13 protein-coding genes are annotated in these 13353 nt (G+C 70.3%); 6 read left to right on the top strand and 7 right to left on the bottom strand.

Annotated features, from left to right (window positions below):
* Positions 1-290: 290 nt before the first annotated feature.
* A complete protein-coding gene (locus RLT59_RS23390; protein WP_311305207.1) occupies positions 291-1265 on the top strand; it encodes an acyl-CoA desaturase in 975 nt (324 codons plus the stop codon).
* The gene (locus RLT59_RS23385) at positions 1262-1948 is read left to right on the top strand and encodes a TetR family transcriptional regulator (RefSeq protein ID WP_311305206.1); all 687 of its coding nucleotides are present in this window, start codon (positions 1262-1264) and stop codon (positions 1946-1948) included. Before RLT59_RS23390 ends, RLT59_RS23385 begins: the two co-directional genes overlap by 4 nt.
* A 50-nt stretch (positions 1949-1998) precedes the next feature.
* Here the strand turns inward: RLT59_RS23385 and RLT59_RS23380 are convergent, their stop codons facing one another.
* A complete protein-coding gene (locus RLT59_RS23380) occupies positions 1999-2796 on the bottom strand; it encodes a trans-aconitate 2-methyltransferase (RefSeq protein ID WP_311305205.1) in 798 nt (265 codons plus the stop codon).
* 103 nt (positions 2797-2899) lie between these two features.
* Here RLT59_RS23380 and RLT59_RS23375 point away from each other — a divergent pair, with 103 nt between their 5' ends.
* A complete protein-coding gene (locus tag RLT59_RS23375; protein ID WP_311305204.1) occupies positions 2900-3394 on the top strand; it encodes a MarR family winged helix-turn-helix transcriptional regulator in 495 nt (164 codons plus the stop codon).
* Here the strand turns inward: RLT59_RS23375 and RLT59_RS23370 are convergent.
* Positions 3356-4180: a LuxR C-terminal-related transcriptional regulator gene (locus RLT59_RS23370; protein WP_311305203.1), complete on the bottom strand. Its 825-nt coding sequence runs from the start codon at positions 4178-4180 to the stop codon at positions 3356-3358. The two genes, RLT59_RS23375 and RLT59_RS23370, sit on opposite strands and share 39 nt — an antisense overlap.
* A gap of 272 nt (positions 4181-4452) precedes the next feature.
* Here RLT59_RS23370 and RLT59_RS23365 point away from each other — a divergent pair, with 272 nt between their 5' ends.
* Positions 4453-4899, top strand: a complete 447-nt coding sequence (locus tag RLT59_RS23365; protein ID WP_311305202.1) for a GNAT family N-acetyltransferase — start codon at positions 4453-4455, stop codon at positions 4897-4899.
* Between the two features lie 30 nt (positions 4900-4929).
* On the opposite strand, the gene galK is transcribed toward RLT59_RS23365, so the two are convergent.
* From galK to galT, 3 genes are read right to left on the bottom strand one after another with little or no spacing between them, the layout of a single operon-like run.
* A complete protein-coding gene (gene galK / locus RLT59_RS23360; protein WP_311305201.1) occupies positions 4930-6156 on the bottom strand; it encodes a galactokinase in 1227 nt (408 codons plus the stop codon).
* Complete coding sequence (gene galE / locus RLT59_RS23355) at positions 6153-7133, bottom strand: UDP-glucose 4-epimerase GalE (RefSeq protein WP_311305200.1); 981 nt, start codon at positions 7131-7133, stop codon at positions 6153-6155. The genes galK and galE overlap by 4 nt, the downstream gene beginning before the upstream one ends.
* Positions 7130-8173 (bottom strand): galactose-1-phosphate uridylyltransferase, encoded by a 1044-nt coding sequence (gene galT, locus RLT59_RS23350; RefSeq protein ID WP_311305199.1) that lies wholly within the window; start codon positions 8171-8173, stop codon positions 7130-7132. The genes galE and galT overlap by 4 nt, the downstream gene beginning before the upstream one ends.
* Positions 8174-8450: 277 nt before the next feature.
* On the opposite strand from galT, the gene RLT59_RS23345 reads away from it, so the two are divergent.
* Together RLT59_RS23345 and RLT59_RS23340 are read left to right on the top strand one after the other, a co-directional pair.
* Positions 8451-10121, top strand: coding sequence for a sodium:solute symporter family protein (locus RLT59_RS23345; RefSeq protein ID WP_311305198.1), 1671 nt, complete (start codon positions 8451-8453; stop codon positions 10119-10121).
* A 15-nt stretch (positions 10122-10136) separates the two neighbouring features.
* Positions 10137-10433 carry a hypothetical protein gene (locus tag RLT59_RS23340; RefSeq protein ID WP_311305197.1) on the top strand — a complete coding sequence of 99 codons (297 nt, stop codon included), beginning with the start codon at positions 10137-10139 and terminating at the stop codon, positions 10431-10433.
* Between the two features lie 41 nt (positions 10434-10474).
* Here RLT59_RS23340 and RLT59_RS23335 read toward each other — a convergent pair whose 3' ends face one another.
* Both RLT59_RS23335 and RLT59_RS23330 read right to left on the bottom strand, forming a co-directional pair.
* A complete protein-coding gene (locus RLT59_RS23335; RefSeq protein ID WP_311305196.1) occupies positions 10475-11167 on the bottom strand; it encodes a response regulator transcription factor in 693 nt (230 codons plus the stop codon).
* Between the two features lie 222 nt (positions 11168-11389).
* Positions 11390-13312, bottom strand: a complete 1923-nt coding sequence (locus tag RLT59_RS23330) for a BamB-related PQQ repeat family beta-propellar protein (RefSeq protein WP_311305195.1) — start codon at positions 13310-13312, stop codon at positions 11390-11392.
* Between the last annotated feature and the right edge of the window lie 41 nt (positions 13313-13353).

Here is a 13353-nt window from a genome sequence, read left to right as displayed (position 1 = left end):
GCGGGTGCCACGCCACCCCCGGGAAAGCAGAGTGCGGACCGCGCTGTCCGACCTCTCCAGGATAGGTGTCCGTGCTTTGGGTGCTGTTCGCGCCCCGACAGGTGTCCGCACTTCAAGACGGGTGCCCGTCGGGGTACGCGTTCTGTCCCCTACCCCGTATGACGCCACTCCGTGCGAGGCCGGCCGCTCCCTCTTGTGGCGGGGCTCCGGACTGCCATACTTACGACGCCGTAGGTTACGGATGCGTAGCCCACGCATTCCGTCGCGTTCTCACCCACAGGGGACTCCCCATGAAGACCAGCCCCGATGTGATCGAGGCCGCTCCGGCGGCCGACAGTCCTCCCTCCGCCACGCTCGGCGGGGACAACAAGCGGTCGATCGAGCAGTTCGCGCTTCTGCTGTTCATCGTCGTGCCGTTCCTGGCTCTGGTCGCGGCGGTGCCGCTGGCCTGGGGCCGCGGTGTCAGCTGGCTCGATCTGGGTCTGCTGGTGGCGATGTACTTCATCGGCTGCCACGGCATCACGATCGGCTTCCACCGCTATTTCACCCATGGCTCGTTCAAGGCGAAGCGTCCGCTCCGTATCGCCCTGGCCGTGGCCGGTTCGCTCGCGGTGGAGGGTCCCCTGGTGCGCTGGGTGGCCGATCACCGCAAGCATCACCGCTTCTCGGACGCCGAGGGCGATCCGCATTCCCCGTGGCGTTTCGGTGAGACGCTGCCGGCCCTGATGAAGGGGCTGTGGTGGGCACACATCGCATGGATGTTCGACGAGGAGCGGACGCCGCAGCAGAAGTACGCCCCCGATCTGATCAGGGACCCCGCGATCCGCGGGATCTCGCGTCACTTCCTGTCCTTCACGATCCTCTCGCTGGCGATCCCGCCGCTGGTCGGCGGTCTGGTCACGATGTCGTGGTGGGGGGCGGCGACGGCGTTCTTCTGGGGCTCCCTGGTCCGGGTCGCGCTGCTGCACCACGTGACGTGGTCGATCAACTCGATCTGCCACGCGGTCGGCAAGCGCCCGTTCAAGTCCCGTGACAAGTCCGGCAACGTGTGGTGGCTGGCGGTCCTCTCGTGCGGTGAGTCCTGGCACAACCTGCACCACGCGGACCCGACGAGCGCACGGCACGGCGTGATGCGCGGTCAGATCGATTCGAGTGCCCGGCTGATCCGCTGGTTCGAGAAACTGGGCTGGGCTACGGATGTGCGCTGGCCCGACTCCGCCCGTATCGAGTCCCGGCGCCACCCGGCGGAGGCCGACGCGGCATGATTGACGATGTGTCGACCGACGGAAGCACAGGCAGCGAGAAATCCCGCGCACCCTCCACCCGGCGGGCCCGCCGGGTGCGGATGACGGGCAAGGAACGCCGCGAGCAACTGTTGGACATCGGTCGCACCCTCTTCGCCGACAAGGGGTTCGAGGGCACTTCGGTGGAGGAGATCGCGGCGCGCGCCGGGGTCTCCAAGCCGGTGGTCTACGAGCACTTCGGCGGCAAGGAGGGGCTGTACGCGGTGGTGGTGGACCGGGAGATGCGCCAGCTCCTGGAGATGGTGAACACCGCACTCACCGCCGGTCACCCGCGTGAGCTGCTGGAACAGGCGGCGTTCGCCCTGCTGGACTACATCGAGACCTACACGGACGGCTTCCGGATTCTGGTGCGTGATTCGCCGGTCGCCCAGTCGACCGGCACGTTCGCCTCACTCATCAGCGATATCGCCACCCAGGTGGAGGACATCCTGGGGCTGGAGTTCAAGGCCCGGGGCTTCGATCCGAAGCTGGCTCCGCTGTACGCGCAGGCGCTGGTCGGCATGGTGGCGCTGACCGGGCAGTGGTGGGTGAACACCCGTAAGCCGAAGAAGGCCGAGGTGGCGGCGCATCTGGTGAATCTGGCCTGGCACGGGCTGGAGAACCTGGAGTCGAAGCCCCGGCTGATAGGCCACCGCAAGAGCTGACACCTTGATCCATCGCTGAACCGCTTCCGCCCCGGCCGCCGGTCGCTCGCTCACTTCTCCCGGTGGGTGACGGCGAAGATACGGCGGAACGGGAAGACGGTGCCGTGCGGGCCCGCCGGGTACGCGGTGCGCAGCAGGTCGCGGTATTCGGTGAGGAAGGCGCTCCGGGCCTCCTCGTCATCGGCCAGGGCGGTGAGGACGGGGCGCAGGCCGGTGCCCTTCACCCAGTCGAGGACGGCGTCCTCGCCGGGCAGCAGGTGCAGGTAGGTGGTCTCCCAGACGTCCGGGGTACGGCCGGGGCCGGTGAGCCGGTCCAGGTAGCCGGCGGGGCTGAGCACCGCGTCGGCGTGGCGCAGCAGGCCGCCCAGCCGGGAGCGCCAGCGCGGGGAGGCGGCCAGTTCGCGCATCAGGACGTGGCTGGGCTGGCCGAAGTTGGCGGGCACCTGGAAGGCGAGGGTGCCGCCGGGACCCAGGGCGTCCAGCCAGTCGGGGAAGCGCTCCGCATGGCGGGGCACCCACTGGAGCAGGGCGTTGGAGACGATGAGGTCGTGGGGCTCGTCGGGGGTCCAGGTTGCGGCGTCGGCCTCCGCGAAGTCCAGCAGGGCGGTGGCGTGGGCGCGGGCCCGTTCCAGCATCTGCGGGGAGTTGTCGTAGCCGGTGATCCGGGCGCCGGGCCAGCGTTCGGCCAGCAGTGCGGTGACGTTGCCGGCTCCGCAGCCGAGGTCGGCGATCCGGGGGGCGGGGGCGCCCGGGAGCGGGGGGACGCGGGCCAGCAGATCGCGGAAGGGGCGGGTGCGGTGGTCCGCGTGGCGCAGGTACTGCTGCGGATCCCAGATCGGTGCGGTCATGGGGCCAGGATCATCCCGAAACTATCTTGATGTCAAGACACTTGAATGCAAGAGACTCGAATTCAAGAGACTTCATGTCGACAGACCCTCTACACTGATCCACATGGAGGACGAGGTAGACCGGCTGGTCGCTGCATGGCGCCGAGAGCGCCCCGACCTCGACGTGGAACCGCTTGAGGTCCTCAGTCGCGTCTCCCGGCTGGCCCGCCACCTCGACCGGGCCCGCAGGATCGCCTTCTCCGAGCACAACCTGGAGCCGTGGGAGTTCGACGTCCTCACGTCGCTGCGGCGCGCCGGTGACCCGTACCAGCTCTCCCCCGGCCAGCTGCTCACCCAGACCCTGGTCACCTCGGGCACCATGACCAACCGCATCGACCGGCTGACCAAGAAGAACCTCGTCGAACGGCTCCCCGACCCGAGCGACCGCCGAGGGGTGCTGGTCCGGCTCACCGCGGAGGGCCGCGACAAGGCGGACCAGTCGCTGGCCGGGCTGCTCGCCCAGGAGCGCGCCATCCTGGGCGAGCTCTCCCGCCAACAGCGCGGCGAACTGGCCGGACTGCTACGCCAGTTGACTGCCCCTTTCGACAACATCCCCTAGGGCCTGTCCGGGCTGCTGACCCGCCTCCGGATCGGCCGGGCCCACGCCCGCCCGTCTGGCCAGCGCGACCGCCGCCAGCGTCGAGTGCACCCCCAGCTTGCCCAGTACGTTCTGCATATGCGTACGCACCGTGTGCGGCGAGAGGAACAGCCGCTCCGCCACCGCCTTGCGGCCGAGCCCGGCCACCATGCAGCGCAGCACCTCGCGCTCGCGCGGGGTCAGCGACTCGACGAGCTGCTCGCTCTCGCTGCGGTGCTTGCGGTCCGCCAGCATTTCCCGCAGCACCCCGGTGAGCAGCGCGGGAGGCAGATGCGTCTCGTCGCGCAGCACCCCCCGGATGACCGCGAGCAGCCGCTGGAGCGAGCAGTCCTTCGCGACCCAGCCGCAGGCCCCGGCCTGCAGCGCGAGCGCGGCCCGGCGCGGGTCGTCCTTCTCCGCGAGCACCACCGTGCGCACAGAGGGCCGGTTCGCGCGGACCTCGGCGACCAGCGAGATGCCGTCGGACTGCGCCCCGGCTCCGGAAGGCGGGTCGGGCACCGCCACCGGACCGGTGGCCCTGCGGCCGCCCGCCGGGGCCAGGATGCCCAGTTCGGCGTCGACCAGCATCACGTCGTAGCCGCGCCCCTCCGCGGCCGCCCGCTCCAGGCAGCGCAGCGCGGCCGGGCCGCTGCCCGCCGCCGCGACGTCGACATCGGGCTCGGCCGCGAGCGCCGCGGCGAGCGATTCGGCGAAAATACGGTGGTCGTCGACCACGAGAACCCGGATACGGACCACAGGCACCCCCATGCTGTGCGTTCTGGGGCGCCCCGTAGCGTGCGCCCCCCGTCAGCGACGGACCGGCACGGGTGCGACACCCGGAACGGGGAATCGGACCGCGGTGCCACGGCCGCCGCCGGGCACCGACTCGCCACCCCCATCCGGGTGTCGCACCCGGCTGTCTCGTACCCCTGAATCAGCACCGGCCCCCACCGGTGCTGTTCAACAGCGTACGGGCGGCCGCCCGGGGCGGGAGGGGATTCGCGGAACTGGGCGGCGGGACAGCTCTTAGGGTGTGGTGCATGTTCCGTCTTGAGACAGAAGTGGACAGAGAGCGTCGTCAGTCGCTGAGCAGACGGCTCCGTGAGGAGAACACCGCCGGTTCGCCGGAGATCCGTGCGCTGCGGGGCGGCCCGGCCGCGCGCGAACTCCCGCTGGAGGTATGGGCGCTGGACGCCCACGGGCAGGTCGCCGCCGGGCTGACCGGGCGCACCTGGGCGCACTGGCTCCATGTGGACCTGCTCTGGGTCGACCCCGGGCACCGCGGGTGCGGCCTGGGCTCGCGACTGCTCGCCGAGGCGGAACGGGTGGCCCGCACCGACCGGGACTGCACCCGCTCCCGGCTGGAGACCTGGGACTTCCAGGCCCCGGACTTCTACCGGAAGCGGGGTTACGAGGTGACGGGCCGGGTCGAGGACTACCCGCCGGGCGTCACGGAGTTCACCCTCACCAAGCGGCTGGGCGGGTAGCCCTCGACTCTGTCCTCGAACCGTCCTCGGTCAGGCGATCCGGTGGGCGCCCGCCGACGGGACGGCGGGGAAGACCCGGGGGGCCGCGTAACCCGCCGAAGTGAACGCCTCCATAACCGACTTGGTGACCGTGTCCGCCTGCGCCTCCTCCAGGAGCACGATCGCGGAGCCGCCGAAGCCGCCGCCGGTCATCCGGGAACCGAGCGCTCCGGCCGCGTTCGCCGCCTCGACCACCAGGTCCAGCTCCACGCAGGAGACCCGCAGATCGTCCCGGAGCGAGACGTGGCCCGCCGTGAGCACAGGGCCTGCCGCACGCACGTCGCCCGCGTCGAGCAGCGCGATGACCTGCTCGACGCGCTGGTTGTCGCTGACCACGTGGCGCACGCAGCGCACGACGGACTCGTCCGCGCCGGCGGCGGCCAGCGTGTCGAGCCCGGCACCGAGGCCCTCGTACGGGAGCTCGCGCAGGGTGCGGATACCGAGCAGCCGGGCGCCCTCCTCGCAGGCCGCGCGGCGCTCCGCGTAGGCGCCGTCACCGAGTGCGTGCTTGACGCGGGTGTCGACGACGAGGAGCTGGAGGCCGTGGGCGGCCAGGTCGAAGGGGACCTGCCGGACGGTGAGGTCGCGGGCGTCCAGGTGCAGGGCGTGGCCCTCGGTGCAGCAGGCGGAGGCCATCTGGTCCATGACCCCGCAAGGGACGCCGACGAAGGCGTTCTCCGCGCGCTGGGCCAGTACCGCCAGCTCGGCGTGGCCGAGCCCGAGCCCGAACAGGTCGTCGAGGGCGAGAGCGGTGACCACTTCGAGGGCGGCGGACGAGGAGAGCCCGGCGCCGGTGGGAACGGTGGAGGTCAGCTGGATGTCGGCGCCGGTGACCGGGTGGCCGGCCTCGCGCAGCGCCCAGACGACACCGGCCGGGTAGGCGGCCCAGCCGTGGCCCTCGTTCGGGGCCAGCTCGTCGACGCGGAGCTGGACGACGCCGCCCGGCACATCGGTGGAGTGCAGCCGCAGAACGCCGTCCGTGCGCCGGGCGACGGCGGCCCGCGCGGTGTGCGGGAGCGCGAGCGGCATCACGAAGCCGTCGTTGAAGTCGGTGTACTCCCCGATCAGGTTGACCCGGCCGGGGGCGGCCCAGACCCCCTCGGGCGCGGTCCCGTACAGCTCGGTGAAGGAGTCGGTGAGCTCGGTGGAAGCGGTGGCCGGCTCGGTGGAGACGGCGCTCGGCTCAACGGTGTCGGCCGGCTCGGCGGTGTCGGTCATGGTGCGGTGGGCTCCTCTCGGCGGGCGAACGTCCAGGCGTCGGAGACGATTCCGGCCAGGTCCGCGCGGGACGGCTGCCAGCCGAGGCGCTCCCTGGCGGTGGCGGCGGAGGCGACGAGGACGGCCGGGTCGCCGCCGCGGCGCGGGGCCGCGGTCTCGGGAACCGGGTGGCCGGTGACCTCGCGGACCGTCTCGATGACCTCGCGGACCGAGAAGCCGTTGCCGTTGCCGAGGTTGCAGATCAGGTGCTCGCCGGAGGTGGCGGCGTCCAGGGCGAGGAGGTGCGCCTCGGCGAGGTCCGCGACGTGGATGTAGTCGCGGACGCAGGTGCCGTCGGGGGTCGGGTAGTCGTCGCCGTACACCGAGATCGACTCGCGCTGCCCGAGGGCGACCTGGAGGACCAGCGGGATCAGGTGCGACTCGGGGCTGTGCCGTTCGCCGCAGTCGCCGTAGGCCCCGGCCACGTTGAAGTAGCGCAGCGAGACGGCGGCGAGCCCGTGGGCGGCCGCCTCGCCGGTGATCATGTGGTCGACGGCGAGCTTGGTGGCGCCGTACGGGCTGGTCGGGGCCGTCGGGTCGGCCTCGGTGATGGGGCTGGAGACGGGTTCGCCGTAGGTGGCGGCGGTGGAGGAGAAGACCAGGGTGCGCACCCCGGCCTCGCGCATGGCGGCGAGCAGCGCGGTGGAGCCGCCGACGTTGTTGACCCAGTACTTCTCCGGGTCGGTGACGGACTCCCCGACCTGGGAGTACGCGGCGAAGTGCAGCACCCCGTCGTAGGAGGGGTCCAGCCACTTCGCGGCGTCCTGGATCCGGCCCTCGATGAACTCGGCACCGGCCGGGACGCCCTCGCGGAATCCGGTGGAGAGGTCGTCGAGGACGGTGACGGCGTGCCCGGCCTCCAGCAGGTGCTGGGCGACCACGCTGCCCACGTATCCCGCGCCGCCGGTCACCAGGTACTTCTTGGGGGACTTGCTCACTCGCTCGCTACCTCTCGCAGTCGCGCGGCCGCGGCCTCCGGCGGCACATCGTTGATGAACACACTCATGCCGGATTCGGAACCCGCGAGGAACTTCAGCTTGCTGGTGGTCCTTCGCACGGTGAAGAGCTCGAGGTGGAGAGCGAACTCCTCCCGGTCGGGGATACCGAACGGTGCCTGGTGCCAGGCCGAGATGTACGGCGTCGGCGGGTGGTCGGGGCCGAATATCCGGTCGAACCGCCTCAAGAGTTCCAGATAGACCTGTGCGAACTCCGTGCGCTCCGCGTCGTCGAGCTCCCGCAGGTCGGGGATGCGGCGCAGCGGGTAGAGGTGGACCTCGTACGGCCAGTGGGCCGCGTACGGGACGAACGCCACCCAGTGCTCGCCGGAGAGCACGATCCGGTCGCCGTCGGCGATCTCGCGGGCGACGATGTCGTCGAAGAGGTTGCCGCCGGTCTCGGCGCGGTGCTTCTCCATCGAGCGGAGCATCAGCTCGGTGCGCGGGGTGACGAACGGGTAGCCGTAGATCTGCCCGTGCGGGTGGCCGAGCGTCACGCCGATCTCGGCGCCCCGGTTCTCGAAGCAGAACACCTGCTTGACCTGGTCGAGCCCGGCGAACTCGGCCGTGCGGTCGGTCCAGGCCTCCAGCACGAGGCCGGCCTGCTCCTCCGTGAGGTCCGCGAACGAGGCGTCGTGGTCGGAGGTGAAGCAGACGACCTCGCAGCGGCCGGAGTCACCGGCCAGCGAGGGGAAGCGGTTCTCGAAGACGACGACGTCGTAGTGGTCGTCGGGGATCTCGCTGAGCCGCCCCTCCTGGGACGGGCAGAGCGGGCACTCGTCGGCCGGCGGGTGGTACGGACGTCCCTGGCGGTGCGAGGCGACGGCGACGCTGTCCCCCAGCAGGGGGTCCCGGCGGATCTCGGAGGAAGTCGCCACGGCGTCGAGCGGCCGCCCGTCGACGGCGTCCCGGACCTCGTCGTCGCGGCTGTCGAAATAAAGCAGCTCCCGGCCGTCGGCGAGCGTCGTAACCGTCTTCTTCACCAGACTCCTCCCAAACATAACCCAACACAATGAACCACAAATCAACAGGCGCGTCAATGAGTCCAGGCCAACCAAGTGCGGCCGGTTGCGAGCTGCATCTCGCACAGCCGACCGACAGGATTTGTTGGACCCTCGCGGGGTTCTCGTGGATTAGGGCCGGGTTTTCGGGCCATACGATCACAATCAAACAAAGATGCTCAATGGAACTGTTCATTTTCTGAACACAAGGGCGTAGTTTCCTTCGGGTTCAGTACACGCAACGAAGCGAGTTCCCCCCATGCACCCTCTGGCATCCGGGCTCCGGCTCCCCACGAACGGGCTCGATTACACGATCCTGGCGATCTACTTCGCCGTCGTTCTCGGCATCGGCTTCGCCGCCCGGCGTAGCGTGAAGACGAGCCTCGACTTCTTCCTCTCCGGACGGTCACTGCCCGCCTGGGTGACCGGTCTGGCCTTCGTGGCGGCCAACCTCGGCGCCACCGAGATCCTCGGCATGGCGGCGACCGGCGCCCAGTACGGCGTCGCGGTCGTCCACTGGTACTGGATCGGTGCCATCCCCGCGATGGTCTTCCTGGGCCTCGTGATGATGCCCTTCTACTACCGGTCGAAGGTCCGCTCCGTACCGGAGTTCCTGCTCCACCGCTTCGACAAGTCGGCACACCTGCTGAGCTCCGTACTCTTCGCCTTCTCCGCGGTCCTGATCGCGGGCGTCAACCTGTACGCCCTGTCGATCGTCGTGGAAGCCCTCCTCGGCTGGCCGCAGTGGGTCGCGATCGTCGTCGCGGGCCTCTTCGTCCTGATCTACATCACCATCGGCGGACTCTCCTCCGCCATCTACAACGAGGTACTGCAGTTCTTCGTCATCCTCGCCGCGCTGATCCCGCTGACCGTGCTGGGCCTCAAGCGCGTCGGCGGCTGGGACGGGCTGAGCGACTCGCTGACGTCGAGCCACGGCTCGAACTTCATGAGCGCCTGGGGCGGCACGGGCATCGGTGACTCCAACCCGCTCGGCGCCAACTGGCTGACGATCGTGCTCGGTCTGGGCTTCGTGCTCTCGTTCGGCTACTGGACGACCAACTTCGCCGAGGTGCAGCGCGCCCTGTCCGCGAAGAACCTCTCGGCCGCCCAGCGCACCCCGCTGATCGCCGCGTTCCCGAAGATGTTCATCGTCTTCCTGGTGATGATCCCCGGACTGGTCGCCGCCGTGATCGTGCCGAACATCGGCACCGCGGGCTCCGGCACCACGTACAACGACGCGATCCCGCTGCTGATGCGGGAGCTGCTGCCCAACGGTGTCCTCGGCATCGCGGTGACCGGGCTGCTGGCCGCGTTCATGGCGGGCATGGCCGCCAACGTCTCCTCGTTCAACACCGTGTTCACCACGGACATCTGGGCGCGGTACGTGAAGAAGGACCAGTCGGACGCGTACTACCTGCGCTTCGGCCGGGGCATCACGGTGATCGGGGTGCTGGCCTCCATCGGCACGGCGTTCATCGCCGCCAGCTTCTCCAACATCATGAGCTACCTCCAGACGCTGTTCTCCTTCTTCAACGTCCCGCTCTTCGTCGTCTTCATCATCGGGATGTTCTGGAAGCGCGCCTCGATGAAGTCCGGTGTCTGGGGCCTGCTGGCCGGTACCACGGCCGCGATGGTCAACTACTTCGTCATCTACAAGCAGGGCATCATCGACATCCCGAGCGACCAGGGCGCCAACTTCGTCTCCGCGATCGTCGGGTTCGTCGCGGGCGCGGTCGTGATGGTCGCCGTCACGTTCTTCACCGCCCCCAAGCCGGAGGCCGAACTGGCCGGTCTCGTATACGGAACCGAGTCACCGGACCTCGACGAGGCGCCCGCGGAGGGCGACGACGCCTGGTACCGCCGGCCGGCCCTGCTGGGCTGGGGCGCGATCGTGCTCGCCGCCCTGTGCTACGTCCCCTACTCGTTCTGATCGGAGCAACTCACCATGTCCGACATGCACAAGGAAGTCTCCGATCTGGAGAAGAAGTCCGCCACGGCGGCCCGCCTCTTCGACATCAGGCGGATCATCGGCGGTCTCTTCGTGGTCTACGGAGTCATCGTCACCATCGCCGGGATCAACCCGTCCGACGCCGACCTGAAGAAGGCGGAAGGCGTCCACATCAACCTCTGGACCGGCCTGGCCATGCTGGTGCTCGGGCTGTTCTTCCTGGTCTGGCTGAAGCTGCGCCCGGTCCAGCCGCCGGCCGTCGCCCCGGACACCACGGACGCGCCCGACAGCTGAGACGCGGGGGCACCAGCATCACCGGCAGGGGCCGGACACCGTCAGCCGGCGGGGTCCGGCCCCTGCCGCGTGCCCGCCGCCCGGTCCAGCAGTCCGGTACGGGCTGCCAGCGCCGCCGCCTCCAGCCGGGAGCCGACGCCCAGCTTCATCAGGACCCGCTGCACATGGGTACGGGCGGTGCTCGGCGCGATCCGCATCCCGGCCGCGATCAGCCGGGTGCCCTCCCCCTCCGCGACCCTGACCAGCACCTCGACCTCGCGCGGGGTGAGCAGCTGGAGCAGCCGCTGCCCCTCGTCGTCCGGCTGGACCGCCGGGTTCAGCAGCTCCGCGAAGGCGCCCTGGAGCAGTTGCGGGGCGATCGCCGCCTCACCGGCCCGCGCCTTGACGATCGCCCGCTCGACGCCCTCGATGCGCTCGTCGTGACGTACGTAGCCGGCCGCGCCCGCGGCGAAGGCGGCCGCGATCCCCAGCGGACTGGGCACCGGCCCCAGCACCAGCACGGCGATCTGCGGGCGCTCGCGCCTGATCCGCGTGATCGGCTCGAAGGCGCCCGGCTCCGCGGGTGCGGCGGTGCCGAACAGGCAGACCTCCGGAGCCCGGCTCACCACCAGGTCCGCCGCCCCGGCGGTGGGAGCGGCGGCGGCGAGCACCCGGTGACCCCGTAGTTTGAGTGCCGAGGCGAGCGCCTCGGCGAGCAGTCGGTGGTCATCGACCACCATCAGCCGCACGCCCATCGAGCAAACCCCCGTAGCACTGGCACCGGGCCCCCGGCCTTCTAGACCCGGCAAGTTACACGCATGTTCGACGCCGCGTGCGTCTTCGCCGGCAGAAGACCCTTGGAATGACTGCGGATTACCCAATCGTGCGCCGTTCCGGCCCAGTTGGCGGCCACAAAGCGACCGGCCCTGCCGGTCGACGGATCGACCGGCAGGGCCGGGTGCGGTGTTGACGTCAGATCAGTTCGCGCCGAACGAGACGACGAGGTACTCCTTGTCGTCCAGCGAGCTCGTACTCGGCTTGCTGATCATCGTCTCGGAGATGAACAACCGGCCGCCGCTGTAGCGGTATTCGGCGTACTCCGGGGAGAAGCTGGTCTCCGCGTCCCGGACCGTCTCGTCGCTCGGGTTCTCCATCAGCACGGTCTGCTTGAAGGTGCTGCCGTCGATGGAGACGACCTGGCCGCCCTTGTCGTACGGGGGCTCCTTGTACGCGATGATGTTGCCGCCGTCCATGCGGAGCGGGAACAGCGTGTAGTCGTCGCCCGCGTCGGCCCGGTCGCCGGTCTGCTTGCCGGTGGTCAGGTCGAAGGAGACGATCTCGTTGGTGTCGCTGTTGTCCTCGCCGCCGTCGTGCTCCTCCGTCGGGAGGTAGAGGCGGTTGTTGCCGACAACGAGCTGCTGGCAGCTCTCGACCTCGGTGGAGCCGCACTTGGCCGCGTACTTCTCCGCGTCGGCCGGGATCCGGACGAGCAGCTTGCCGGTGGCGGCGTCGATCGAGAAGAAGTCGGAGATCCCGCTGCCGTCACCCGCGGTGTCGCCGACGTCGGCCGCGACGACCAGGGGCTTGGTGGAGACGATGCTCGCGTACTCGACACCGGGCGGCATCTTGTACGAGGAGAGCGGGGCGCCCGTGGTCGGGTTCAGCGCCTGGATGGTGAGCTGGGGGTCGTCGTACGAGCCGCACTTGCGGACCACGGCGAGGGCGTCGCCGCCGGCGTATCCGGTGTCGTAGCAGCGGTCGGTGCTCACCTTCGGCTTCCAGCGCTCGGCGCCGGTGTTCAGGTCGAAGGCGGCACCGCCCTCGGAGCCGGCCGCGGCGACCGTGGTACCGCTGAGGGTGATCTCGGTGAACCGGACGGGGGCGTCGCCGCCGGTGGCGGCGGTCACCGACTTGCTCCACATGAGCTTGCCGGTGGCGAGGTCCAGCGCGCCCACGTGGTCGCAGGGCTGGTACTTCTTCGCCGCGGTCCGCTTGCCCGCCTCGAAGGCGATGGCCGTCTTGAAGTCCTTGCTCATGTGCCGGGAGGCGGCGCAGAGCTGGCCGGGCAGCGGGATCGACCAGAGCTTGGTGCCCTTGGCCGGGTCGTAGCCGATGATCTCGTTGACGCCCGTCTTGACGTACGCCTTGTCCGTGAGCCAGGAGCCGTCGACCGTGGTGACGTCGGTGACCTTGGGCTGCGGCAGCTGGAAGGCGACCGAGGACTTGGTGTTGGCCGGGGCCTTCTCCTTGCCCCCGCCGCCGACGTCCTTGCCGCCGCCGCCCTTGCTCTCGCCGTCGGTGCCGGCGGAGGTGGACGCCTCGTCCTTCTTGTCACCGCCGTCGTCACCGCTGGAGGCGTACCAGAGGCCGCCGCCGACGATGAGCACCACGGCGACCACCGCGGCGACGATGATCTGTGCCTGGGTGGAGAACTTCTTCGGCCCGTTCCCGTTCTGCGGCGGCTGCTGCATCGGGGCGGTGGGGTACCCGTAGCCCTGCGGCGGCTGGCCCTGCTGCGGGTAGCCGTAGCCCTGCTGCGGCGGCTGGCCCTGCGGGTAGCCGTAACCGGGCTGCGGCGGCTGACCGGGCGGGAACCCGTAACCGGGCTGCGGCGGCTGACCGGGCGGGAACCCGTAACCGGGCTGCGGCGGCTGGCCCTGCGGGGGTGTCTGCGGGTAGCCGTAGCCGGGCTGCTGCTGGGGCGGTCCCGCGGGCGGCGGGGTGCCGTAGCCGCCCGGGGGCGGGGTGGCCGGCGGGGTCGCGGGCGGTTTGCCGAACGGGTCGGCGGGCGGCGGTGTCGGGGCGCCGAAACCGCCGGGCGGCGGGTCCTGCGGTGCGCCGAACCCGCCCTGCGGCGGTTCGTTGGGGGGCGGCTGGGGCGGCTGGGGCGGCTGCGTCATGGCGTTGGGTACCTCTGGAGAAGAAGAGTCAGTCGGGGTGG

The organism is Streptomyces sp. ITFR-6, assembly GCF_031844725.1.
Lineage (GTDB): Bacteria > Actinomycetota > Actinomycetes > Streptomycetales > Streptomycetaceae > Streptomyces.
The sequence above is the reverse complement of the archived record's forward strand: the minus strand, read 5'-3'. Positions and strand labels throughout refer to the sequence as shown.

Excerpts from the sequence above, each read along its gene's own strand:
- RLT59_RS23330 (WP_311305195.1), bottom strand. The coding sequence starts at position 13,312 with ATGACGCAGCCGCCCCAGCCGCCCCAGCCGCCCCCCAACGAACCGCCG.
- RLT59_RS23385 (WP_311305206.1), top strand. The coding sequence starts at position 1,262 with ATGATTGACGATGTGTCGACCGACGGAAGCACAGGCAGCGAGAAATCC.
- RLT59_RS23375 (WP_311305204.1), top strand. The coding sequence starts at position 2,900 with ATGGAGGACGAGGTAGACCGGCTGGTCGCTGCATGGCGCCGAGAGCGC.
- RLT59_RS23345 (WP_311305198.1), top strand. The coding sequence starts at position 8,451 with ATGCACCCTCTGGCATCCGGGCTCCGGCTCCCCACGAACGGGCTCGAT.
- RLT59_RS23365 (WP_311305202.1), top strand. The coding sequence starts at position 4,453 with ATGTTCCGTCTTGAGACAGAAGTGGACAGAGAGCGTCGTCAGTCGCTG.
- RLT59_RS23370 (WP_311305203.1), bottom strand. The coding sequence starts at position 4,180 with ATGGGGGTGCCTGTGGTCCGTATCCGGGTTCTCGTGGTCGACGACCAC.
- galK (WP_311305201.1), bottom strand. The coding sequence starts at position 6,156 with ATGACCGACACCGCCGAGCCGGCCGACACCGTTGAGCCGAGCGCCGTC.
- RLT59_RS23390 (WP_311305207.1), top strand. The coding sequence starts at position 291 with ATGAAGACCAGCCCCGATGTGATCGAGGCCGCTCCGGCGGCCGACAGT.
- RLT59_RS23340 (WP_311305197.1), top strand. The coding sequence starts at position 10,137 with ATGTCCGACATGCACAAGGAAGTCTCCGATCTGGAGAAGAAGTCCGCC.
- RLT59_RS23335 (WP_311305196.1), bottom strand. The coding sequence starts at position 11,167 with ATGGGCGTGCGGCTGATGGTGGTCGATGACCACCGACTGCTCGCCGAG.
- RLT59_RS23380 (WP_311305205.1), bottom strand. The coding sequence starts at position 2,796 with ATGACCGCACCGATCTGGGATCCGCAGCAGTACCTGCGCCACGCGGAC.